Source organism: Lutibacter sp., from assembly GCF_041562875.1.
Classification (GTDB): Bacteria; Bacteroidota; Bacteroidia; order Flavobacteriales; family Flavobacteriaceae; genus Lutibacter.
Genome location: NZ_JBFFOE010000021.1, coordinates 1 through 24,004 on the forward strand (window position 1 = coordinate 1; position 24,004 = coordinate 24,004).

Here is a 24,004-nt window from a genome sequence, read left to right on the forward strand (position 1 = left end):
TTACGTGAAATATCACCACCATAACATTTTGCAGTTACATCTTTTCTTAATGCTTTTATAGTTTCACGAGAAATAATTTTAGCGCCAATAGCCGCTTGAATTGGAATATCAAATTGTTGACGTGGAATTAATTGACGTAATTTTTCACACATTTTTTTTCCAATATTGTAAGCATTGTCTGCATGAATTAAGGAAGAAAGTGCATCAACCGATGTACCGTTTAATAAAATATCAACTCTTACTAATTTTGATTCTTTCAATCCAATTGGATGATAATCAAAAGAAGCGTAGCCTTTTGAAACTGTTTTTAAGCGATCATAAAAATCGAAAACAATTTCAGCTAAAGGCATATCAAAAGTTAATTCAACACGTTCAGGTGTTAAATAACTTTGATTTGTTATTTGCCCACGTTTTTCAATACATAAACTCATTACTGGACCCACAAAATCAGATTTTGTAATGATGCTAGCTTTTATAAATGGTTCTTCAACACGATTTAATTTTGAAGGTTCTGGTAAATCAGAAGGGTTATTTACTAAAAGAGGAACATCAGGATTTTTATTTGTAAATGCGTGATACGATACGTTTGGTACTGTAGTAATTACAGTCATATCAAACTCTCTTTCTAAGCGCTCTTGAATAATTTCCAGATGTAACATTCCTAAGAAACCACATCTAAATCCAAATCCTAATGCAGCAGAACTTTCTGGTATAAATACTAGTGAAGCATCGTTTAATTGTAATTTTTCCAAAGAGCTTCGAAGTTCTTCATACTCTTCAGTATCTACCGGATAAATACCTGCAAACACCATAGGTTTTACTTCTTCAAAACCATCAATTCTTTCTTTTGTTGGATTTTCAACATCTGTAATAGTATCCCCAACTTTAATTTCACTTGCGGTTTTTACACCCGTAATTAAGTAACCTACATCTCCAGCTTTTATGCTCTGCTTAGCCACTTGTGTTAATTTTAAAGTTCCAACCTCATCAGCATTGTACACATTCTCTGTGGCCATAAACTTAATACGTTGCCCTTTTTTTATTTCTCCGTTAAATACTCTAAAATAAGTTTCTACACCTCTATATGAATTGTAAACTGAGTCAAAAATTAACGCCTGTAAAGGTGCATTAACATCACCTTTTGGAGCTGGGACTCTGTCAATTATAGCTTTTAATATATTATCAACACCGAAGCCTGTTTTTCCGCTCGCATGAATAACATCTTCTGGCTTACAACCTAATAAAGCTACAATATCATCGGTAACTTCTTCTGGATTAGCACTTGGCAAATCAACCTTATTTAAAATAGGGATAATTTCTAAATCGTGTTCTAGTGCTAAATATAAATTTGAAATAGTTTGTGCCTGTATACTTTGAGCTGCATCAACAATTAACAATGCACCTTCACAAGCTGCGATAGACCTAGAAACTTCGTAAGAAAAATCTACATGGCCTGGTGTGTCAATTAAATTAAGAACATACTTTTCTCCTTCAAAAGTATAATCCATTTGGATAGCGTGACTTTTTATGGTAATTCCACGCTCACGTTCCAAGTCCATGGTATCTAACAACTGCGCTTGTTCTTGACGGGCAGTTGTGGTTCCTGTAAAACTTAATAACCGATCAGCAAGCGTACTTTTCCCGTGATCAATATGTGCAATAATGCAAAAATTTCTAATGTTTTTCATACTTCGTGTTCCTGTCTACAATATTTGCGCAAATATAATGAATTAAGCGGTTGAAAACACGCTACATTTAAATGTTTGCTAGTCAACCCAATCAGCTACAAATAAATTGGTGTCGTGTGTTCCATTGTTATTTCTATTTGATGAAAAAACAATTTTTTCACCATCAGGTGAAAACATAGGAAATGCATCAAAAACACTATCATAAGTAATTTGTTCTAAGCCTGTTCCATCCAAATTCATCATAAATAAATTGAAACTATGTTTTGATTTATGATTAGAAGAAAAAATAACTTTTTTGCCAGAAGGATGAAAAAACGGAGCCCAATTTGCATTGCCTAAATTGGTAATTTTTGTTAACTCGCTTCCATCAACATTACAAACATATAATTCCATGTTTGTTGGCTGCACCAATCCTTCTGCTAATAAATCTTTATATTCTTTAATTTCTTCTTCTGTTTTTGGACGTGATGAACGGAAAATTAATTTAGTTCCATCAGGTGAAAAGAAAGCACCACCGTCATACCCTAATTCAAAAGTTACTTGTTTTACATCAGTACCATCAATATTCATTGTAAACAATTCTAAATCTCCAGTTCTTGTTGAAGTAAAAACAATCTTATCGCCTTTTGGTGAAACTGTTGGTTCAGCATCATACCCTTTTTCAAACGTTAATTGTTTTAATTGATTTCCTTTCGTATCAGCCACAAAAATATCATATCCTTCAAAAACAGGCCAGATATATTTATTGCCGTAGTCTTCCTTTTTTGGTACTGGCGGACAAGCAGTATCGGCTAAATGTGTTGAAGAATAAATAATGGTTTCATTTCCTGGTAAAAAATAACTACACGTTGTACGCCCCTTTCCTGTACTAATTAATTGAGGTTTTTCACCTTTACTTAAATCGTCAGTAATATTCATTGTGAATATTTGATCACATTCCAATCCCCATATATTATTTGCTTGAAATACTAGTTTTTTATTATCAAAACTCCAATAAGCTTCAGCATTATCGCCTCCAAACGTTAATTGTTTTACGTTTTTTAAATGTTTTTCTTGTGAATAATGTAGTGTATTTACAATTTTTGTAGCACCTGATTTACCATCATAACTTGTTTTATTATGTGATGATTTACAGCCTAAAAAAAATACTGAGATAAGAATAAAAGACAATTTTAATTTCATAATAGTTTTAAGTTAGAATTCAAAAATACAATTTATTTTGAAGCTACAAAGCTTGAAAGCTGGAAAGGGTTAAAGTTGTGATTGTAAAAGTAAAAATCATAGATTCAGCCTTAGCTTTGAATGATGTCATTTCTGTGCAAACAGGAATCTATTTTATGTTTTGAGAAGAAAAAAAATTAACAAAAATCTTTAATTATATCATGTGGATACCTGCATGCGCAGGTATGACAGTAAAAAAAGATGCATTCACTGTTAACAAGAGTGTTTGCGTTAGGGATTGCAGCCCTTCGACTCCGCTCCTTTTTTAGAATGCAACGTAGTGAAATTGTGAAAAAGATTTAGCAAAAAGCCCGATCTGAAAGGGAACGCCCAAAAAATTATAATATCAAAAATAATTAGTAATTTTGCAGCCTTAAAATTTTAGATTTGGTAAAGATAGGAGATATAGAATTGTGTGATTTTCCATTATTGTTAGCGCCCATGGAAGATGTGAGTGACCCGCCATTTAGAGCCTTGTGTAAAGAACAAGGTGCAGATGTGGTTTATACTGAATTTATTTCTTCAGAAGGATTGATACGTGATGCTGCAAAAAGTAGAAAAAAACTAGACATTTACGAAAAAGAACGCCCTGTAGGTATTCAAATTTTTGGAGCTAATTTAGAATCTATGCTTAGAACTGTTGAAATTGTTGAACAATCAAACCCTGATATTATTGATATAAATTTTGGTTGTCCTGTAAAAAAAGTAGTGAGTAAAGGTGCTGGAGCTGGTATTTTAAAAGACATCGATTTAATGGTGAAATTAACCGAAGCTATGGTTAAACACACCAACTTACCAATAACTGTTAAAACTCGTTTGGGTTGGGATGAAGCTTCTATAAAAATTGTGGAAGTTGCTGAACGCTTACAAGATGTTGGTTGTGCTGCAATTTCAATTCATGGTAGAACGCGTAAGCAAATGTATAAAGGGAGCGCAACTTGGGCGCCAATTGCCGATGTGAAAAATAATTCAAGAATGCATATTCCTGTTTTTGGAAATGGTGATGTAAATTCACCTGAAAAAGCGATGGAAATGCGGGATAAATTTGGTTTGGATGGTGCAATGATTGGAAGAGCCAGCATTGGAAATCCTTGGTTTTTTAAACAAGTAAAGCATTTTTTTGAAACTGGTGAACATTTGCGAGAAATTTCTATTTCTGAGCGTGTTGATATGGCTCGCAGACATTTACAAATGGAAATTGATTGGAAAGGTGTTGAAATTGTAGGTGTTATGGAAACGCGTAGGCATTATACCAACTACTTTAAAGGAATTCCAGACTTTAAAGAATATCGTTTAAAAATGGTAAAATCAGACACTGCTCAAGGTGTTTATGATGCTTTTGATGAAGTTTTACAGAAATTTTCGTAATTTCATATTGAAAAAATGATAGATGTTAGAAATGTTTAATTAATCATTTAATTCATAAAAAAGCAGTTTGAAAATTTCAAACTGCTTTTTTTATGTTAGACATTTAATTTATTTTAAATCGAATCTATCTGCATTCATCACTTTTACCCAAGTATTCACAAAATCTTGTACAAACCTTTCTATATTATCATCTTGAGCGTAAAATTCAGAATAGGAACGTAAAACGGAGTTTGAACCAAATACCAAATCAGTTCGTGTAGCAGTAAATTTTATTGCTCCTGTTTTTTTAGAACGAATATTATACAATCCATTTTTTGTAGGCTCCCAACTGTATCCCATATCTGTTAGGTTAACAAAAAAGTCGTTAGACAAAGCTCCAATGGTATCGGTAAATACGCCATGTTTTGTGTCGCCGTAGTTTGTTCCTATAACACGCATTCCACCCAATAAAACAGTCATTTCAGGAGCCGTTAACCCCATTAATTGAGTGCGATCCAACATTAATTCTTCTGGACTTACTATATATTCTTTTTTTAACCAGTTTCTATACCCATCAGCTAATGGCTCTAAAGGCTCAAATGATTCTGAATCAGTCATTTCATTAGTTGCATCACCACGTCCAGGTGTAAAAGGGACTGTAATAGTTGTTCCTGCATTTTTTGCTGCTTGTTCAATACCAACATTTCCAGCCAATACAATGGTATCAGCAATACTTATCCCAAATTCTTTTGCAATTGGTTCTAAAACTGATAGTACTCTTAATAATTTTTCTGGCTCGTTTCCTTCCCAATTTTTTTGAGGGCTTAATCTAATTCTTGCGCCATTTGCACCTCCGCGTTTGTCTGAACCTCTAAATGTTCTAGCACTGTCCCATGCTGTAGTAACCATTTCAGAAATACTTAATCCAGAATTTGCTATTTTTACTTTAACAGCAGCAACATCGTACGCTGTTTTTCCTGTATTAATTGGGTCTTGCCAAATTAAATCTTCTTGAGGAACATCTGGCCCAAAATAACAAGATTTAGGTCCCATATCACGATGTGTTAATTTAAACCAAGCACGTGCAAAAGCATCAGAAAAAGCATCAAAATCGTTCATATATTTTAATGAAATCTCTTTATAGGTTGGATCAACTTTCATTGCCATATCGGCATCAGTCATTATAGGATTATGGCGTATAGAAAAGTCTTCAACATCTACAGGTTTGTCTTCTTCTTTTATTGTTTTAGGTTCCCATTGCCAAGCTCCTGCAGGACTTTTTCGCAATTCCCATTCGTGATTAAATAACATTTCAAAAAAACCATTATCCCATTTTGTTGGGTTGGTAGTCCAGGCTCCTTCTAATCCACTTGTTACAGTATAACGACCTTTACCTGTTTTATTTGGGTTTTTCCAACCTAAACCTTGCTCTTCCACCCCAGCAGTTTCTGGATCAGGACCAAGTAAATTAGCATCTCCATTTCCATGAGTTTTTCCTACTGTATGTCCACCTGCTGTTAAAGCAACAGTTTCTTCATCGTTCATTGCCATTCTTTTAAATGTTTCTCGAACTTGCTCTGCTGTTTTTAATGGATTAGGTACTCCGTTTACACCTTCAGGGTTTACATAAATTAATCCCATTTGTACCGCAGCCAAAGGGTTTTCCATAGTAGATGGATTTTCTAAATTTCCATAACGACTGTCACTAGGTGCTAACCATTCTTTTTCTGCTCCCCAATAAATATCTTGTTCAGGGTGCCAAATATCTTCTCGTCCAAAAGCAAAGCCAAAGGTTTTTAATCCCATATTTTCATAAGCAATGGTTCCTGCCAAAATAATTAAATCTGCCCAACTTACTTTATTCCCGTATTTTTTCTTAATTGGCCAAAGTAAGCGTCTTGCTTTATCTAAATTTACATTGTCTGGCCAAGAGTTAAGAGGTGCAAAACGTTGATTTCCTGTTCCACCTCCACCACGACCATCGGCTATTCTATAAGTACCTGCTGAGTGCCAAGCCATACGAATCATTAATCCGCCATAGTGTCCCCAATCTGCAGGCCACCATTCTTGACTGTCCGTCATTAAGTTATTTACATCTTTTTTTAGTGCTTCAACATCTAGTTTTTTTAACTCTTCACGATAGCTAAAACTGGATTTCAAAGGATTTGTTTTCGTATCATGTTGGTGTAAAATATCTAAATTTAGTGCATTGGGCCACCAATCCATTACAGATTTATCTGATGTAGTATTTCCTCCATGCATTACAGGACATTTTCCTGCTTCATTTATTTCCTCTTTTTTTGTAAATTGACTGTGGTCAACTGGACATTTACCATCTTTTGAATTGCTCATGATTTTCAATTTTTAATTTATAATAAAATAAGTATAAAATTTAACTATCAATTAAAAATAATGATAGATAATACTTATACATAGATAAGTGCCTTGCGTTTGGAGTATTGTGAAAAAACTATGATTGCACTGAAAAATAGTTCTAGTAAATTTAATAGAATAATTTTATTTTATGAAGAAATCAATCAACTATTATTCAACCAATTTTTTAGAAATTCTGCTACTTGCAATTTTTGATGCTAAAAAACCTAAAATAAGTATGGTTATAATTACTGTGATAACATTTAACAAAGTTAATTCAACAGGGTAAGCCAAATGTTGAGTAATCATAAATAAATGGTATTTCATTTGAAGCAATACTAAAGCAATTCCTAATGAAAGTCCAACAAATAAGCCAAAAACAGATAGCATAAAGCCTTGTAATACAAATACTTGTTTTATTTCTTTCATAGTTGCACCAATACTGTATAATGTTTTAAGATTGTCTCGTTTATCTAAAATCATCATAATAATAGCTCCAATAACATTAAATAAAGCAATAATTAATATGAGTGTAAAAATTAAGTAGGAAGCTAAATTTTCTGTATTTAACATTTTGTAAAAAACAGCATTTAATTGTTCTCTGGTTTCAATGGTAAATTGGTTACCAAGTTTGCTTTTAAGGTTGGTAATTATTTGATCTCTTTCTGTTCTATTGGAAACTTTTATTTCAATTGCAGAAATTTGTTCTGGCGTATAACTTAATAATTCTTGTGCCAATTCTAACGAAATAAATGTAAACTTTGAATCGAATTCGTCCGTTAAAGCAAAAACACCTATTGGTTGTGTGTTTATTTTTTTGAATGCATTAGTTGGTTTGGTTATATAGCCTTTACCAGGTTTTGGTACATAAATTTTCAAGGGGTCTAAAAAATCAAAAACACCTATTGATAATGTATTTGAAATTCCATTTCCAACTACTACTCCTAAAGGAAATTTAGGGTCTAACCAAGTACCTACATAAACTGTTGTGTCTATACTATTTACCTTTGTGTAATTAGCATCAACACCTTTTATAAAGGCAATATGTGTTTTTTCGTTAAATTCAAAAAAAGCACGCTCTTCAATTACTTTTGAGTAGGATACTATCTCCTTCTCATTTTTTAGAATTTCTTGAATAGAGTCATTTAAAAAAAATGATTTTCCTTTTACGGATGTAATTTTAATATCGGGATCAGCGGTGTTTAAAAAACTAACACTAAAAGAACGTAAACCCGAAAAGCCAGAGAGTACAATAAACAAAGCTAAAGTTCCAATAATAACACCAACAGTTGCAATACCTGTAATAATATTTATAGTGTTGTTACTGCTTTTTGAAAATAAATATCGTTTAGCTATGTATAAGGGAAAATTCAAATTAGCTTTTTAAACGTTTGTTTAAAAGTTCAGGATCTTTAATTGGATTTCCTTTTTTTCCTTTTAAAGCATTGTCAATATCTTCAATATAATCTAAGCTATCATCAATATAAAAAGAAAGTTCAGGCATACGTCTTAATTGATTTCTAGTGCGTTTTGCCATTTCATATCTAATAGTTGAAGTATTTTCTTGAACACCTCTCAAAATTAACTCTCTATTTAACTGAGGAAAAACACTTAAATATATTTTTGCCTGTGATAAATCTGAAGTAACTTGAACTTTGGTAACAGAAATAATAACCCCTTTCATTCCGTCTTGCGCAGCGTGTTGTAATACATCAGCTAAGTCTTTTTGTAAAACACCTGCAATTTTCTTTTGTCTGTTTGTTTCCATAGTGCAAAGATAATAGTTTAAATGTACATAAATTTTCTTTTTATTTTCTTTGTTCTAAAATTATTTTGAAGCAATTTTAAACTCTAATTTTTAACAATTAAACAAATAAACCATTCAACAACTATTTGTATATTGCAAGCACTTAAATAAAATTACTTTTGGATACATCTTTTGAAAAATATCAAAAAAGAAGACTGCGGTCATCATACTTTTCTGTAGTTATTAGCATTGGCTTAGTACTGTTTTTAGTAGGTATTTTAGGCTTAATTGTACTGAAAACAAACAGCATTACTGAACATTTTAAAGAAAAAGTAACTATTACCATATTTTTAAAAGACAATGCTAAAAGTATTGATGTGGAAATTTTACAAGCTGAACTAAAAAGAGCTGAATACACAAAAGCTGTTACTTATATTTCTAAAAAAGATGCCGCTAAAAAATACACGGAAGAAATTGGAGAAGATTTTGTAGAATTTTTAGGAGACAATCCTTTAAAAGATGCTGTAGATATTTCATTAAAATCTGAATTTGTTACGCCAGAAAAAATGGCTGAAATAGAAAAAAACTTACTTATAAGAAGTATTGTTGCTGAAGTTACCTATGACAAACCATTAATTGAATTATTAACAAAAAATATAAACCGTTTAAGTTTTTGGATGCTTTTATTTAGTGGGCTCTTTACATTAATTGCCATGGTTTTAATTAATGGTTCTATACGCCTTTCAATATATTCAAAAAGATTCACCATTAAAACCATGCAAATGGTAGGTGCAACAAAAGGATTTATTAGAGTTCCTTTTATTTTAAAAAGTATACAGCTTGGTATTTTAGGAGCTTTGGTTGCTATAGGTGGTGTAATTGGGTTTATTTTATATATTAATAAAACAATTCCTGAACTTGAAATGCTTTCTAATTATAAAATATTAGCACTATTATTTACAGTTATTATAGTTTTAGGCATACTAATTACTTGGATTAGTACGTTTTTTGCTACACAGCGTTTTTTAAATTTAAGAACCGATGAACTTTACTATTAATAAAATGGAAGAAAAAAATAAAAAGAGTAAAAGCGAATTCCTTTTTGGGAAAAAGAATTATATGTTAATGTTAATTGGAATTGCAGTAATTGTGCTTGGGTTTATTTTAATGGCTGGAGGCGGAAGCGATGATCCTGCTGTTTTTAATGAAGAAATCTATAATTTTAGAAGAATTCGTTTAGCACCAACATTAGTTCTTATTGGCTTAGGTATTGAGATTTATGCAATTATGGCAAAATCTAAAAAATAAGAATGAATTATTTTGAAGCTGTTATACTTGCCATAATTGAAGGGATTACCGAATATTTACCAGTATCTTCTACGGGTCATTTAATTATAGCATCTTCATTTTTTCATATTGCAGAAGATAGTTTTACCAAGCTATTTACTATTGTAATTCAATTTGGCGCAATTTTAGCCGTACTGGCTTTATACTTTAAACGTTTTTTTCAAAGTGTCGACTTTTATTTAAAATTAGTAGTCGCTTTTATTCCAGCAGTTATTTTAGGATTATTATTTAATAATGTAATTGATGAATTATTAGAAAGCCCAATTATAGTAGCTGTATCCTTAATTTTAGGAGGAATAATTTTACTAAAAGTAGATGATTGGTTTAAAGAAAACGAAGATTTATCAAGAGAAAAAAAAGAACAGACTACTGTTAGTTATGCTACCGCATTAAAAATAGGATTTTTTCAATGTTTAGCAATGATTCCTGGAACATCAAGAAGTGGAGCTACTATTATTGGTGGAATGTCTCAAAAATTGAATAGAAAAACAGCAGCAGAATTTTCATTTTTCTTGGCGGTTCCAACCATGTTTGGTGCAACAACAAAAAAACTATTTGATTATTATAGAGATGGCTTTACCTTAAATACTGAACAAATAAATTTTTTGATAATTGGTAATATTGTTGCTTTTATTGTAGCTATGTTTGCTATAAAATCGTTTATTAATTATTTAAGCAAAAGTGGATTCAAACTATTTGGTTACTACCGAATTGTTTTAGGGATTGCCATTATATGTATTCATTTTTTTATTTATAGATTAACTTTATAGCAATGAAAACGGTTGAAGATTTTAAAGAAGGTCAAGTTTTATTAATAGATAAACCATTAGAATGGACCTCCTTCCAAGTAGTAAATAAATTACGTTGGCATATAAGACAAAAGTTTGGGATTAAGAAAATTAAAGTTGGTCATGCAGGAACTTTAGATCCTTTAGCTTCAGGTTTATTAATAATTTGTACAGGTAAATTCACCAAACAAATTAATGAATATCAAGGTCAGATAAAGGAATATACAGGCGAATTTACTTTAGGCGCAACTACACCAAGTTACGATTTAGAAACTGAGATTGATGCTTCTTTTCCAATTACACATATTACAGATGAATTAATTTACAATACCACAAAGCTTTTTATTGGCGATATAGATCAAATACCTCCTATTTTTTCAGCATTAAAAAAAGATGGAAAAAGATTGTATGAATTAGCTAGAGCTGGTGAAACCACTGAAATAAATTCGAGAAAAATTAGTATTGCTGAATTTGAAATTACTAAAATAAACTTGCCTAAAGTAAATTTTAGAGTGGTTTGCAGCAAAGGAACCTACATAAGATCTTTAGCCTATGATTTTGGAAAAGCTTTAAATTCAGGAGCGCATTTATCTGAACTTCGAAGAACTAAAATAGGTACTTTTTCTGTTGAAGGAACTTTAGATCCTTTAAATTATATTGAAAAATATTTAAGCTAAGTTTGCATTTTTACTTCAAAAATCTACCTAACCAGCTATCCATAATATTAATTTCCCAATTATATTTAAAATCAACTTTAGTGGTAATCATATTATCAAAAACAATGGTTTTTTGAGAAACACCTTTCGCTTTCATCATTTTTTTGAATTCAATTAAATCTTTGTATTGCACAAATTCACCTTGCTTGTAACAAACATTCATTTTATCCATTAAAACAACTTCTAATTCTTTTTCTAACTCTTGTATAAATGTAATTAATAAGTTATGTGCCTCTAAACTTAAACTGTTTAAACTGTCATCAACTGCAATAATAATAAAGCGGTCATATTCTAGCTTATAAGAACATCTAATCAAAATCCCTTGATCATCCCATTCAGACAAAAATCCCTCAATCTTTTCTTTTATACCCGCAATTTCCTGCGCATAAAATTTTCTGCTTGATGGAAAAACCCATAATTTGGCGTCGTCTGGAAGTTGTGTAAAATCTATAATCATTACATTATTTTAGTGGGCAAAGATATTTAAATTAATTGGACTTAAGATTAAGATGCTTTCAGTAATTTTAAAAGGTCATCTTGCGTGTTAGTCCCTTTATCTTTATTATACCAAATTTGTAAGTTTTTCTTAAATTCAGCATCTATACTTCCATTTTTTTCTTTATAATCGAGTACCATTTTTGTTGCAATAGATGGTCTTGGTCCCCAAGAATTTATTACATTATTTTCGCTATCTAAAATTATAATTTTAGGAATTGATTTGCCGCCATTGGTCAAATACTCATTCATAAGTTCTTCATTTTCATCTCTAAACACAATTTTTAAATTAATTTTGTTTGATGCCTCTGCAATTTTATTTAAAATCGGCACTATTTGAGCTGCATCACCACACCAACCTTCAGCTATGACTAAGAAGGTAAAATCATTTTTTAGATCATCAATGGAAACTTTTGTTTCATCAGAAACTTTCAATGTTTTATCAAGCCTATCCATTCTTTTATCATTCAACATGCTATAATTTAAAAGATCATCAGATTGTTCAAGCCCTGTAGATTTTTCTTTAATTAATAACTCTTTTATTAATTTTCTATAAGTTGTATATGTAATTGATTTTTCTAAACTTTTATTTATTAGGGTATTATCCATTTTTTATTTACTTTTAAGTCATTATTTTGACGAGGTGCAAATGTAATACTTACAGTTAAATTTAGGATACAGATGCGTGTATAAAAATAAAATTAGATTTTGAATAAAAAGTGCTACATTTGTTACTTTATATTAAAAGATAATATTGTCTTTATATCGTTAAACTGATATTTGTCACAACTCTATTTATTGGGTTCAGTTACATTTGTCACATTATTTATTAATTCTAATCATTAAATCATGAAAAAAAAGAATTTAATTTTCTCTATTTTAGTAGTATTTGCATTTACCATTATATCTTGTAATGGTGGTGAAAAAAAACAAGAAGTAAACCAAATTGAAACGACTCCACAGGGTAAAGGGCAATCAGCTGTAGATTTAGCTGAAGGAGCAAGCCCAAATGCTTTACAAGTAGCTAAATCTTTAGATGATTTTAAAACTTTAGTGGTAGCAATAGAAGCTGCTGGTGTTGAAGATGCAGTAGTAAATGTAGGTCCTTTAACAATATTTGCACCTGTTAATAGCGCTTTTGACAAACTTCCTGCAGGAACTGTTGAAACTTTATTAAAACCAGAAAATAAAAGTCAACTTGCTTTTATATTAAAAAACCATGTCGCTCCAGCAAATTATCCAGATACACAACTAAAAAAAGAAGCCAAAAAAGGTCGAAAATTATACATGGCTTCAGGTAAATATTTACTAGTTGAAGACAAAGAAGATGGAATTTATGTTGGAGGAACCAAAATCTTAAAAACAGTAAAAGTAAGTAATGGCTGGATTCACGTAATTGATAACGTATTAGTGCCAGTTGAATAATTATTAAATAAAAATAAAAGAAATGAAGTTAAAAGTATTTATAGTAGCATTAGTTGTAGTATTTATATCTAGTTGCGGTGGAAATGAAAAAAAAGAGGATAAAACTTCACAACCAACTGAAGAAACAAAAGAAGTGGTTGAAGTTGATCCAATGAAAGATAAAGGTATAGGGCCAATAACAAGTATTACACTTGGTGAGATTGATGAGACCATGGCTGCTAAAGGAAAAGAGGTGTTTGTTGCAAAATGCTCAGCTTGCCATAAAATTAGTAAAAGGGTTGTTGGGCCAGCTTTGGGTGGGGTAACGGAAAGACGTTCATCAGAATGGATTATGAATATGATTTTAAATCCTGAAAAAATGGTTGCTGAAAATCCAATAGCTAAAAAATTATTGGCAGAATATTTAGCTCCAATGGCAAATCAAAATTTAACTGAGGAGGAAGCAAGACTTATCTTAGAATACTTTAGAACAAAGACTTCAACAACTAAAGAGTAAATTGAGAACAAACAATTAACAAACAAATATCTTTAATATGAAAACAATTTTTAAATCATTACTAGCAATTACTACACTTTCAATAATGCTAAGTAGTTGCGGAAATGGAGATTCAAACAAAAAAGGCGCTTTATCTAGCAATGCTGCGGAAAGAGTATATGTTGCGCCAGGTGAACACGATGAATTTTATGCATTTATTTCTGGTGGTTTTAGTGGGCAGTTAGCTGTTTACGGCCTTCCTTCAGGACGTTTATTTAAAGTAATTCCTGTTTTTTCTGTAGATGCTGAAAAAGCTTATGGTTTTAATGAAGAAACCAAACCAATGTTAAATACTTCTCATGGATTTATTCCTTGGGATGATTCTCACCATCCAGATATCTCTCAAACTGCAGGTGAATTAGATGGTAGGTTTGTGTTTATTAATGGTAACAATACACCTCGTATTGCAAAAATTGATTTAACAACTTTTGAAACAACTGAAATTATTGAAATTCCTAATTCTGCGGGTAACCATAGTTCTTCGTTTGTTACTGAAAACACAGAATATGTTGTAGCAGGTACACGTTTTAGTGTTCCTTATCCTCAAAGAGATATGCCAATTGCCGAGTATAAAGGAAACTTTAAAGGAGCCTTAACTTTTATATCAGTTGACCCTAAAGATGGTGCTATGGATATTAAATTCCAATTAATGATGCCAGGATTTAACTATGATTTATCGCATCCAGGAAGAGGGAAATCTCACGGATGGTTCTTCTTTACAACTTATAATACAGAAGAAGCAAACTCTTTATTAGAAGTAAACGCTTCGCAAAATGATAAAGATTTTATTGCAGCAATAAACTGGAAAAAAATTGAAGAATATGTAAATAATGGTGGTGGTACAAAAGCTCCTGCAAATTATGCTCATAACGTATATAGTGATGAAAATCATAGTGCAACTTCAACAATGAAAAAGGAAATTTTAATTGTAAATCCTTCTGATGTTCCTGGAGCTATATATTTTATGCCAACACCAAAATCACCTCACGGTTGTGATGTAGATCCTTCTGGTGAATACATTGTAGGTAGTGGAAAATTAGCTGCTGAGCTAACTATTCACTCATTCAGTAAAATGATTAAAGCTATTGACGAGAAAAAATTTGATGGTGAAGCATATGGTATTCCAATTTTGCAATATGAAGCTACTTTAGCAGGTTCAGTAAAACAACCAGGTTTAGGCCCACTACATACAGAATTTGACGGGCTAGGAAATGCCTATACTACCTTCTTTATTTCTTCTGAAGTTGTAAAATGGAAATTAGGGACTTGGGAAGTTATTGACAGAAAACCAACTTATTATTCTGTTGGTCACTTAATGATTCCTGGAGGAAATTCAAGAAAACCATTTGGTAAATATGTATTGGCAATGAACAAAATTACAAAAGACCGTTATTTACCAACAGGCCCAGAGGTAACTCAGTCTGCACAATTATATGATATTACTGGTGAAAAAATGGAATTATTATTAGATTTTCCAACAATTGGAGAGCCTCATTATGCCGCAGGAATACCAGCAGATTTAATTAAATCTAAGTCTAAAAAATTCTATAAATTAGAAGAAAATAAACATGATTATGTTACTAAATCTGAAGCTGAAGCTAAAGTAACAAGAAATGGAAATGAAGTTCATATTTATATGACCATGATACGCTCACACTTTGCTCCTGATAATATTGAAGGAATTCAAGTTGGTGATGAAGTATTTTTCCACGTTACAAACTTAGAGCAAGATTATGATGTTCCACATGGAATTGGTATGATTGGGGCTCAAACTTCTGAGTTATTAATTATGCCAGGGCAAACAGAAACATTTAAATGGTACCCTAAAGATGTAGGAGTATGGCCATTTTATTGTACAGATTTCTGTTCTGCATTGCACCAAGAAATGCAAGGGTATGTTAGAGTATCACCAAAAGGATCTAAAGTACCATTAACATATACTTTAGATGGTGATGCAGTAGATGCTGAATAGAGTTCCTTTTTAGATTGATTTAAGGGCTAAAAAAACGGGTAAGTATAAAATTTACTTATCCGTTTTCCACATAAATATACAAGGCTATTTTGCCTTTTTATGTAAATTTTATCACATACCAAACAAACTTAATTTTGTAATTTTATAACAAATATTACGTTAATAATTACAAAAAAAATAAACAAAAAAATTATGAAGAAATCTAAAATATTAATGGTTATAGGGTCTTTCCTTTTATTAGGGCTATTTGTATTTCCATTATGGAATATAACATTGGAGGCTCCACAATATCCAATTCCTTTAGGTATGGATATACACATTAATAAATTTTCGGACACTCATGAATTTGATATTAAAAACATCAATTTAATGAATCATTATGTTGGAATGCAATACATACCAGAGACTATCCCCGAGTTTAAAATATTTCCTTGGGCAATAGGTATAATGGTTATTTTAGGAGCTCTAATTGGTTTTTTTGGAAACTATAAATTATTTTTAGTTTGGTTTGTAGTAATGAGTTTATTAGGTATTGCTGGAATGTATGATTTTTATATGTGGGAATATGATTATGGTCATAATTTAAATCCAAAAGCCATTATGAAATTTACAAACCCAGATGGTTCAATAATGGGATTTCAACCACCTCTTTTTGGTACAAAACACATTCTAAATTTCACAGCACATTCATACCCTAGAATAGGAGCTTATTTTATGTTCATAGGAATGTTTTTAACTGTTGTGGCTTTCTTTTTAGGTAAAAGAGAAGCTAAAAATTAATACTATCTAACGTGTAAATTATTTTTAAAAAACGAGTATATTCATTAGATTGTACTCGTTTTATTGTATATTTAAAAACTAATAAAATCAAAAATAATGAAAAGTAAACTGCTTAAACCACTTATTGGGGTTGTAATTTTATTGGTATCCATTTCTTGTAAAGTTGAACCTGAAGCTATTGAATATGGAAAAGATCAATGTAGTTTTTGTAAAATGAACATTGTTGATAAAACTCATTCTGCTCAATATGTAACTAAAAAAGGTAAGCAATTTAAGTTTGATGCCATTGAATGTTTGATTAACGACTTAACTGATAAAAGTGAAGATGAAATGGCCTTAATTTTGACTGCAGATTATGGAAATCCAGGTGAAATGATTGATGCTAAAACCGCTACATTTTTAATCTGTAAAGAAATTAAAAGTCCAATGGGAGCTAACTTATCTTCTTTTTCTTCAAAAAATAAGGCTGAAGAATTACAACAAAAATATACTGGAGAAATTTATAGTTGGGAAACGCTAAAACAAAAACTATCAGATAAATAATGAAGTATAAGATCCTTTTATTTTTCTTTTTTACTACACTTATAATTTCAGCAAAACAAATTGAAGTTTGTAAAACGTGTACTATAAAAACTATTAAAGAAGCTATTAAAATAGCTGAGTCTGGTGATAAAATATTTATTAAAAAAGGTGTTTATAAAGAGCGAGATCTAATTATTGATAAAGAACTAATACTTATTGGCGAGAAAGGAACAATAATAGATGGAGAAAATATAGGGAGTGTATTTATTTTTCAAACTAATAATTTCAAAATTAAAAATCTTAAAATTGTTAATATTGGAATGAGTTACACAGTTGAATACTGTGCTATAAAAGTAATAAAAGCAGAAAATTTCACTATTGAAGATTGCATTTTAGAAAATGTTTTTTTTGGTATTTTAATTGAAAAATCAAAAAAAGGAATTATTAGAAATAATGTAATATCAGGGGTACGAAAAAGTGAAGCCAGCTCAGGTAACGGAATTCATATCTGGGATGGAAATGAAATGGATGTATACAATAATCAGTTAACTGGTTTACGAGATGGGATTTATTTCGAATTTGTAAAAAATAGCAACGTTTATAAAAATACAAGCCATAATAATATTCGCTATGGATTGCATTTTATGTTTTCAAATAACAACATATACCACCACAACGAATTTAGAAATAATGGAGCAGGTGTTGCAGTGATGTTTTCCAAATTTATAATCATGCACCACAATATTTTTAAATTAAATTGGGGGTCTGCCTCCTACGGATTACTTCTAAAAGAAATATATGATGCAGAGATTTACAACAATTTATTTGAAGAAAATACCATTGGTATAAATGGTGAAGGATGTACCAGAATAAATTATAAAAATAATACCTTTTTAAGAAATGGCTGGGCTGTTAAAATTGCTGGAGCCTGTTACGCAAATATTTTTGAGAAGAATGATTTTATGCATAATTCATTAGATTTATCATACAATACGAAAATAAATGATAATAAGTTTGAAAACAATTATTGGAGTGAATACACTGGTTACGATTTAGATAAAAATGGAATTGGAGACATTCCATATCGCCCCGTAAAACTTTTTTCTTATATCGTAAATAAGACACCTGAAGCATTGGTATTATTAAGAAGTTTATTTGTAGATATAATTAATTTTTCAGAAAAAGTTTCGCCTGTTTTTACACCTGATGATTTAATGGATACTAACCCAATAATGAAAAAAATAAATGATTGAATTTAAAAATTTACACAAACGTTTTGGTAAATTAACTGTTTTAGACGGTTTAGATTTAGCCATAAAAAAAGGGGGTATTTTTGCCGTTCTTGGACCAAATGGTTCAGGAAAAACAACGTTAATTAAATGCTTGCTTGGCATGGTAATTCCAAACAAAGGAGAAATCACATTTAACAATGAAAGTGTTTTAAGAAAGTGGGATTATAGAAATAATTTAAATTATCTACCGCAAATAGCAAATTTTCCACCAAACTTAACTGTTCAAGAGTTAATAAAAATGGTGAAGAATCTTCGCCCAAAAGAATCAAATGAACAAGAATTAATTAACTTATTTGGGTTGAATGATTCACTTCAAAAGAAATTAGGAAACCTTTCTGGAGGAACAAAACAAAAGGTAAACATCGTTTTAACTTTTATGTTTGACAGTGAATTAATTATCTTGGATGAACCAACTACAGGGCTTGATCCAATTGCTTTAATACATTTAAAAGAACTGATTCGGGACGAAAAAACAAAAGGGAAAACAATATTAATTACAACTCATATTATGAGTGTTGTAGAAGAGTTGGCTGATGAGATTGTATTTTTATTAGATGGAAAAATATATTTTAAAGGAAGTATTGATGCATTGAAAAAGCAAACAGAAAATGACAATTTGGAACATGCTATCGCTAATTTAATATCTAAACAATATGCTTAAAATATTAAAATATAGTTTTTACGATTTAATGCGTAGCCGTTGGAGTTATGTGTACTTTATTTTTTATTTACTACTAGGTTTTGTGTTGTTGTTTTTAAATAATGATGTAAACAAAGCCGTAATTACTTTAATGAATATTATTATTGTTTTAACCCCTTTAATTGGAACTATTTTTGGCGTAATGTATTATTATAATTCCAAAGAATTTACTGAACTTTTATTGGCACAACCTATTAACCGAAGCAAAATATTTATGGGTCAATATTTGGGTATTTCAATATCGCTTACATTAAGTTTAGTGTTAGGTTTAGGAATCCCCTTTATAGCGTATGGTTTGTTTAAATCTGCAGCAATTTTTGATTTTAGTCTATTGTTAATAGTAGGCTCTTTTTTGAATTTTATATTTGTTGCTCTATCCTATAATATTGCACTCTCAACTGAAAATAAAATAAAAGGATTTGGCTATGCTATTTTAATGTGGTTATTTTTAGCAGTAATTTATGATGGTTTATTTCTAATATCACTCGTATTATTTGATGAATACCCATTAGATAAATTTTCTTTGATAGCAACCATGTTTAATCCAATAGATTTATCTAGAATTTTAATTTTATTAAAATTAGATATTTCGGCCTTACTTGGTTATACCGGAGCTGTTTTTAGAAAATTTTTTGGGACAAATATTGGAATGTTACTCTCAATGTCTATTCTAGTTATGTGGGTGATTTTACCAGTTCTTAGAATGAATTTTAAATTAAGAAAGAAGGATTTTTAAGACACCTTTTAAGAAACAAAAAATTGACTCGATTGATTTTTTTGTTCTACAATATGAGTTAAAAAAACCTTTTTATAACGCTTACTTTTTGCAATATTATTACCTTTGTGCTGGTTATTATTAAATAATGAAATTGCAACTAATGAAGAACTACAAGCCAAAAAACAGGTTAACCTCATCCGTATATATTGATGGAGTTTTAAAAGGAGATAGAGTGCTTCTTTCTAGAGCAATAACTATTATTGAAAGCAATTTAGAAAGCGATAAAATTTTAGCAAAAGAAATTATTCAAGCTATATTACCTTATTCTGGAAATTCTATAAGAATTGGAATTACTGGTGTGCCTGGAGTTGGGAAAAGCACATTTATTGAATCATTTGGGAAACACCTAATTACAAAAGGAAAAAGAGTTGCTATTTTATCTATTGATCCAAGTAGTCAACGTTCAAAAGGAAGTATTTTAGGAGATAAAACCCGAATGGAAGAATTGGCTAATATGGAAGAAGCGTATATTCGCCCTTCTGCTTCTGGAGATACTTTAGGAGGAGTTGCTAATAAAACGGGTGAAACCATGTTGCTTTGCGAAGCTAATGGCTATGATGTAGTTTTAATTGAAACAGTTGGTGTTGGACAATCTGAAACAGCAGTACATGGAATGACAGATTTCTTTTTATTATTAATGCTTTCTGGCGCAGGTGACGAACTTCAAGGAATTAAAAAAGGAATTATGGAAATGGCCGATATGGTTGTTATTAATAAAGCCGATGGAGATAATATTAGAATGAGTGAAATGGCTCGTTTACAATATCAAAACGCATTGCATATTTTTCCTCAATCAGAATCAGGTTGGAGCCCTGTAGTTAGCACTGCTTCTGCAATAAAAAATATTGGAATTGATACTGTTTGGGATGAAGTTTCTAAATTTAAAAAACTAGTTGATGAAAATGGCTATTTTAAAAAGAATAGAAATTATCAACAAATACAGTGGATGTATAATAATATAAATGAGGAATTGAAAAACCTTTTTTATGGCTCTCCAACTATTAAAAAGCACCTTTCTGTTTTAGAAAAGGAAATTGTCTCTGCTAAAATTTCACCTGTAAAGGCTGCTGAAATTATGTTGGAGGAATTTAAAAGTTCATTTTAATTTATTTTCTTGAATTTATCAATTGCTCAAGAATTATTTCAACGCCCTGCTCATCATTACTTTTAGTCGAGAATTTTGCAATAGTTTTAACATTGGGATGTGCATTTTCCATAGCATAACTAAAATCAGCTAATGCTAACATTTTTAAATCGTTGTTATAATCTCCAAAAACCATCGTTTCTTCTTTAGTAATTCCAAATTTTTGTTGAAGGAGGTTTAAAGCAAAACCTTTATTCGCATTATTGTGCGAGATATCTAACCAATGTTCGCCTGAAACAATTACTTGCATTTTATTTTCAAGATGTTTTACAGCTGGGTAAATATGTGTTTCTGAACAATCAAAATGATAAGCCGCAATTTTAAAAAAGGTGTCATTTGTAATTTTAGTTATATCATCTACAAGTCTATATTCAGAATAATAATTTTTGAATATAGTTATAAACTGTTCATCTTTAGTTTCAATATAGGCCGCATTTTTTCCACATAAAACAATATAAACATTATCTAACGCTCTTAATGTGTTGATACAATTTGAAATGTATTCAGTAGGTAATTCTGAAGTAAATAACTCTTCATCACCATGCATAGCAAAAGCACCATTTTCGGCCACAATAGTTATTTCATGTTTTATCTCTTCAAATCTGTCAACAATACTAAAATATTGTCGCCCACTTGCTGCGATAAATTTAATATTGTGTTTTTTTAACTGCTCGTAAACTTTAAAAAAACGGTTGCTTACTTCACTTTTTGAATTTAGTAAAGTCCCATCCATATCTGTAACAACCAATTTTACTTTTGAAAAATCCATAAATTATTTTGAAGTGCAAAAATAGTGTTCTAAATGGTATTATTTATAAAAATAAAAAGTTGTTTAAAAAGTATTTGGAATCCGTCATTCTGAAAAGTCGAACTGAGCCTATTCAAGATTTATTTCAGCTTGATGAAAATTTCACTTTTTAGACACTTCAATATTTAAAATACAAAAAAGCCCAAACAACTAGTTGTTTGGGCTTTTTTGTATTTATTATTTAGAAACTTATTCTTGCTCTAAATATTTTTCCATAATTATGATAGCAGACTCAGAAATTACAGTACCAGGACCAAAAATGGCAGCTACTTTTCTTTCTAATAAATAATCATAATCTTGCGCTGGAATAACTCCACCTGCGAAAACCATAATATCAGGTCTTCCAAGTTTTTCTAATTCTCCAATTAATTGAGGAATTAACGTTTTATGACCTGCAGCTAAACTTGAAGCTCCTACAAAATGAACATCATTTTCAACAGCTTGTTTTGCAACTTCTTCTGCTGTTTGAAATAATGACCCCATATCAACATCAAAACCTAAATCCGCAAAACTTGAAGCAACTACTTTCGCTCCTCTATCATGTCCGTCTTGACCCATTTTAGCAATCATAACTCTTGGACGACGACCTTCTATTTCTGCAAATTTATCAGTCATTTTTTGAGCTTTCGCAAACGTACTATCGTTATTTACTTCTTTTCCGTACACACCACTTATTAATTTAGTATCAGCTTTATGTCTTCCAAAATGAACTTCTAAAGCATCAGAAATTTCACCTAAAGTAGCGAAATTTTCAGCAGCTTCAACTGCTAAAGCTAATAAATTACCCTCACCTGTTTCAGCACATTTAGACAGTGCTACAATATTTGCATCAACAACAGCTTGATCTCTATTTGCTCTTAATTTTTTCAAACGTTCAATTTGAGAATCTCTTACAGCAGTATTATCAATATCAAGAATTTCTATATTAGATTTTTCGGTAGTTTTAAATTTATTTACCCCAACTAAAATATCTTGACCAGAATCTAAACGTGCTTGTTTACGAGCCGAAGCTTCTTCTATTCGCATTTTTGGAACTCCAGTTTCAATAGCTTTTGCCATTCCACCCAATTCTTCAACTTCTTCAATTAATTTCCAAGCCTTTTTAGCAATTTCCTGCGTTAAATATTCAACATAATAACTTCCTGCCCAAGGGTCAACCGCTTTTGTAATTTGCGTTTCATCCTGAATAAAGATTTGTGTATTACGTGCAATACGCGCTGAGAAATCTGTAGGTAAAGCAATGGCTTCATCTAATGCATTCGTGTGTAAACTTTGTGTTCCGCCCAAACCTGCAGCCATAGCTTCAACACAAGTACGTGCTACGTTATTGAAAGGATCTTGCTCACTTAAACTCCATCCTGATGTTTGGCTATGCGTACGCAATGCCATTGATTTAGGATTTGTTGGATTGAAAGATTTTATGATTTTTGCCCAAAGCATACGTGCAGCACGCATTTTAGCAATTTCCATAAAGTGATTCATTCCTACTGCCCAGAAAAATGATAATCTAGGAGCAAACTCATCAATTTTTAATCCTGAAGCCAATCCAGTTCTAATGTATTCCATACCATCAGCTAACGTGTATGCTAACTCAATATCAGCAGTTGCACCCGCTTCTTGCATATGGTAACCACTAATAGAAATAGAGTTAAACTTAGGCATATTTTTAGTGGTGTAATCAAAAATATCACCAATAATTTTCATTGAAGGTAATGGTGGATAAATATAAGTATTACGCACCATAAACTCTTTTAAAATATCGTTTTGGATAGTACCACTTAATTGATCTAAAGGCACACCTTGTTTTCTTGCAGCAGCAATGTAAAACGCCATAATAGGCAATACGGCACCATTCATTGTCATAGAAACAGACATTTTATCTAACGGAATTTGATCGAACAAAATTTCCATATCTAAGATAGAATCAATAGCAACACCTGCTTTTCCAACATCTCCTGTTACACGTGGATGATCTGAATCGTATCCACGGTGTGTAGCTAAATCGAAAGCAACTGATAGTCCTTTTTGACCAGCAGCTAAGTTTCTTCTGTAAAATGCATTTGACTCTTCTGCAGTTGAAAAACCTGCATATTGACGAACCGTCCAAGGACGTAATGCATACATTGCACTATATGGACCTCTTAAGAATGGAGGTACACCAGCGGCGTATTTTAAATGCTCAGCATCTTTAATATCTTCTGCTGTAAAATGTTTCTTTACAGGAATTCCTTCAGGAGTATTCCAAACATCTTGTTTCTCTGAAGCAGCAACAGTTTGTTTTGTTGCTGAATTTAATTTTATATCTGAAAAATCTGGTTTCATATCC

Annotated in this window: 23 protein-coding genes; 14 read left to right on the top strand and 9 right to left on the bottom strand. The window is 31.0% G+C overall.

Features of this window, described 5'->3' with window-relative positions; genetic code table 11:
- Together lepA and ABY863_RS04790 are read right to left on the bottom strand one after the other, a co-directional pair.
- A partial coding sequence (lepA, locus tag ABY863_RS04785; RefSeq protein ID WP_372793125.1) for a translation elongation factor 4 occupies window positions 1-1,688 on the bottom strand: 1,688 nt, incomplete at its 3' end.
- Between the two features lie 78 nt (window positions 1,689-1,766).
- On the bottom strand, window positions 1,767-2,870 hold the full coding sequence (locus ABY863_RS04790) for a TolB family protein (protein WP_372793126.1): 1,104 nt from the start codon (window positions 2,868-2,870) through the stop codon (window positions 1,767-1,769).
- A 426-nt stretch (window positions 2,871-3,296) separates the two neighbouring features.
- Here ABY863_RS04790 and dusB point away from each other — a divergent pair, with 426 nt between their 5' ends.
- Window positions 3,297-4,277, top strand: coding sequence for a tRNA dihydrouridine synthase DusB (dusB, locus tag ABY863_RS04795; RefSeq protein WP_372793127.1), 981 nt, complete (start codon window positions 3,297-3,299; stop codon window positions 4,275-4,277).
- Between the two features lie 108 nt (window positions 4,278-4,385).
- Here dusB and katG read toward each other — a convergent pair whose 3' ends face one another.
- From katG to rbfA, 3 genes are all read right to left on the bottom strand, one after another.
- Complete coding sequence (gene katG, locus ABY863_RS04800) at window positions 4,386-6,608, bottom strand: catalase/peroxidase HPI (protein ID WP_372793128.1); 2,223 nt, start codon at window positions 6,606-6,608, stop codon at window positions 4,386-4,388.
- A 192-nt stretch (window positions 6,609-6,800) separates the two neighbouring features.
- Window positions 6,801-8,003, bottom strand: a complete 1,203-nt coding sequence (locus tag ABY863_RS04805) for an ABC transporter permease (RefSeq protein WP_372793129.1) — start codon at window positions 8,001-8,003, stop codon at window positions 6,801-6,803.
- 1 nt (window position 8,004) lies between these two features.
- Window positions 8,005-8,397, bottom strand: coding sequence for a 30S ribosome-binding factor RbfA (gene rbfA, locus ABY863_RS04810; protein WP_372793130.1), 393 nt, complete (start codon window positions 8,395-8,397; stop codon window positions 8,005-8,007).
- 158 nt (window positions 8,398-8,555) lie between these two features.
- Between rbfA and ABY863_RS04815 the strand changes: the two genes are divergently transcribed.
- Genes ABY863_RS04815 through truB form a run of 4 tightly spaced genes read left to right on the top strand, consistent with a single transcriptional unit; the run spans window position 8,556 to window position 11,188 of the window.
- Window positions 8,556-9,434, top strand: a complete 879-nt coding sequence (locus tag ABY863_RS04815) for a cell division protein FtsX (protein WP_372793131.1) — start codon at window positions 8,556-8,558, stop codon at window positions 9,432-9,434.
- Window positions 9,418-9,684: a DUF3098 domain-containing protein gene (locus tag ABY863_RS04820; RefSeq protein WP_372793132.1), complete on the top strand. Its 267-nt coding sequence runs from the start codon at window positions 9,418-9,420 to the stop codon at window positions 9,682-9,684. Before ABY863_RS04815 ends, ABY863_RS04820 begins: the two co-directional genes overlap by 17 nt.
- A 2-nt stretch (window positions 9,685-9,686) precedes the next feature.
- On the top strand, window positions 9,687-10,493 hold the full coding sequence (locus ABY863_RS04825) for an undecaprenyl-diphosphate phosphatase (protein WP_372793133.1): 807 nt from the start codon (window positions 9,687-9,689) through the stop codon (window positions 10,491-10,493).
- Window positions 10,494-10,495: 2 nt separating this feature from the next.
- Window positions 10,496-11,188: a tRNA pseudouridine(55) synthase TruB gene (gene truB, locus ABY863_RS04830; RefSeq protein WP_372793134.1), complete on the top strand. Its 693-nt coding sequence runs from the start codon at window positions 10,496-10,498 to the stop codon at window positions 11,186-11,188.
- 10 nt (window positions 11,189-11,198) lie between these two features.
- Here the strand turns inward: truB and ABY863_RS04835 are convergent, their stop codons facing one another.
- Window positions 11,199-11,684 (bottom strand): ABC transporter ATPase, encoded by a 486-nt coding sequence (locus ABY863_RS04835; RefSeq protein WP_372793135.1) that lies wholly within the window; start codon window positions 11,682-11,684, stop codon window positions 11,199-11,201.
- Window positions 11,685-11,731: 47 nt separating this feature from the next.
- Window positions 11,732-12,331 carry a thioredoxin family protein gene (locus ABY863_RS04840; protein ID WP_372793136.1) on the bottom strand — a complete coding sequence of 200 codons (600 nt, stop codon included), beginning with the start codon at window positions 12,329-12,331 and terminating at the stop codon, window positions 11,732-11,734.
- A 240-nt stretch (window positions 12,332-12,571) separates the two neighbouring features.
- On the opposite strand from ABY863_RS04840, the gene ABY863_RS04845 reads away from it, so the two are divergent.
- From ABY863_RS04845 to meaB, 9 genes are all read left to right on the top strand, one after another.
- Window positions 12,572-13,147 (top strand): fasciclin domain-containing protein, encoded by a 576-nt coding sequence (locus ABY863_RS04845; RefSeq protein WP_372793137.1) that lies wholly within the window; start codon window positions 12,572-12,574, stop codon window positions 13,145-13,147.
- Between the two features lie 22 nt (window positions 13,148-13,169).
- Window positions 13,170-13,643, top strand: coding sequence for a cytochrome c (locus tag ABY863_RS04850; protein ID WP_372793138.1), 474 nt, complete (start codon window positions 13,170-13,172; stop codon window positions 13,641-13,643).
- A 37-nt stretch (window positions 13,644-13,680) separates the two neighbouring features.
- Window positions 13,681-15,654: a Sec-dependent nitrous-oxide reductase gene (nosZ, locus tag ABY863_RS04855; RefSeq protein ID WP_372793139.1), complete on the top strand. Its 1,974-nt coding sequence runs from the start codon at window positions 13,681-13,683 to the stop codon at window positions 15,652-15,654.
- A 192-nt stretch (window positions 15,655-15,846) separates the two neighbouring features.
- Window positions 15,847-16,434 carry a hypothetical protein gene (locus tag ABY863_RS04860; protein WP_372793140.1) on the top strand — a complete coding sequence of 196 codons (588 nt, stop codon included), beginning with the start codon at window positions 15,847-15,849 and terminating at the stop codon, window positions 16,432-16,434.
- A 96-nt stretch (window positions 16,435-16,530) separates the two neighbouring features.
- Window positions 16,531-16,977: a nitrous oxide reductase accessory protein NosL gene (locus ABY863_RS04865; protein ID WP_372793141.1), complete on the top strand. Its 447-nt coding sequence runs from the start codon at window positions 16,531-16,533 to the stop codon at window positions 16,975-16,977.
- Window positions 16,977-18,209, top strand: coding sequence for a nitrous oxide reductase family maturation protein NosD (gene nosD / locus ABY863_RS04870; protein WP_372793142.1), 1,233 nt, complete (start codon window positions 16,977-16,979; stop codon window positions 18,207-18,209). Before ABY863_RS04865 ends, nosD begins: the two co-directional genes overlap by 1 nt.
- Window positions 18,202-18,909 carry an ABC transporter ATP-binding protein gene (locus ABY863_RS04875; RefSeq protein ID WP_372793143.1) on the top strand — a complete coding sequence of 236 codons (708 nt, stop codon included), beginning with the start codon at window positions 18,202-18,204 and terminating at the stop codon, window positions 18,907-18,909. The genes nosD and ABY863_RS04875 overlap by 8 nt, the downstream gene beginning before the upstream one ends.
- Complete coding sequence (locus tag ABY863_RS04880; RefSeq protein ID WP_372793144.1) at window positions 18,902-19,684, top strand: ABC transporter permease; 783 nt, start codon at window positions 18,902-18,904, stop codon at window positions 19,682-19,684. Before ABY863_RS04875 ends, ABY863_RS04880 begins: the two co-directional genes overlap by 8 nt.
- A 142-nt stretch (window positions 19,685-19,826) precedes the next feature.
- Window positions 19,827-20,831, top strand: coding sequence for a methylmalonyl Co-A mutase-associated GTPase MeaB (meaB, locus tag ABY863_RS04885; RefSeq protein ID WP_372793145.1), 1,005 nt, complete (start codon window positions 19,827-19,829; stop codon window positions 20,829-20,831).
- Window position 20,832: 1 nt separating this feature from the next.
- Here meaB and ABY863_RS04890 read toward each other — a convergent pair whose 3' ends face one another.
- Both ABY863_RS04890 and scpA read right to left on the bottom strand, forming a co-directional pair.
- Window positions 20,833-21,639: a Cof-type HAD-IIB family hydrolase gene (locus ABY863_RS04890; RefSeq protein WP_372793146.1), complete on the bottom strand. Its 807-nt coding sequence runs from the start codon at window positions 21,637-21,639 to the stop codon at window positions 20,833-20,835.
- 228 nt (window positions 21,640-21,867) lie between these two features.
- Window positions 21,868-24,000 carry a methylmalonyl-CoA mutase gene (gene scpA, locus ABY863_RS04895; RefSeq protein ID WP_372793147.1) on the bottom strand — a complete coding sequence of 711 codons (2,133 nt, stop codon included), beginning with the start codon at window positions 23,998-24,000 and terminating at the stop codon, window positions 21,868-21,870.
- Window positions 24,001-24,004 lie beyond the last annotated feature (4 nt).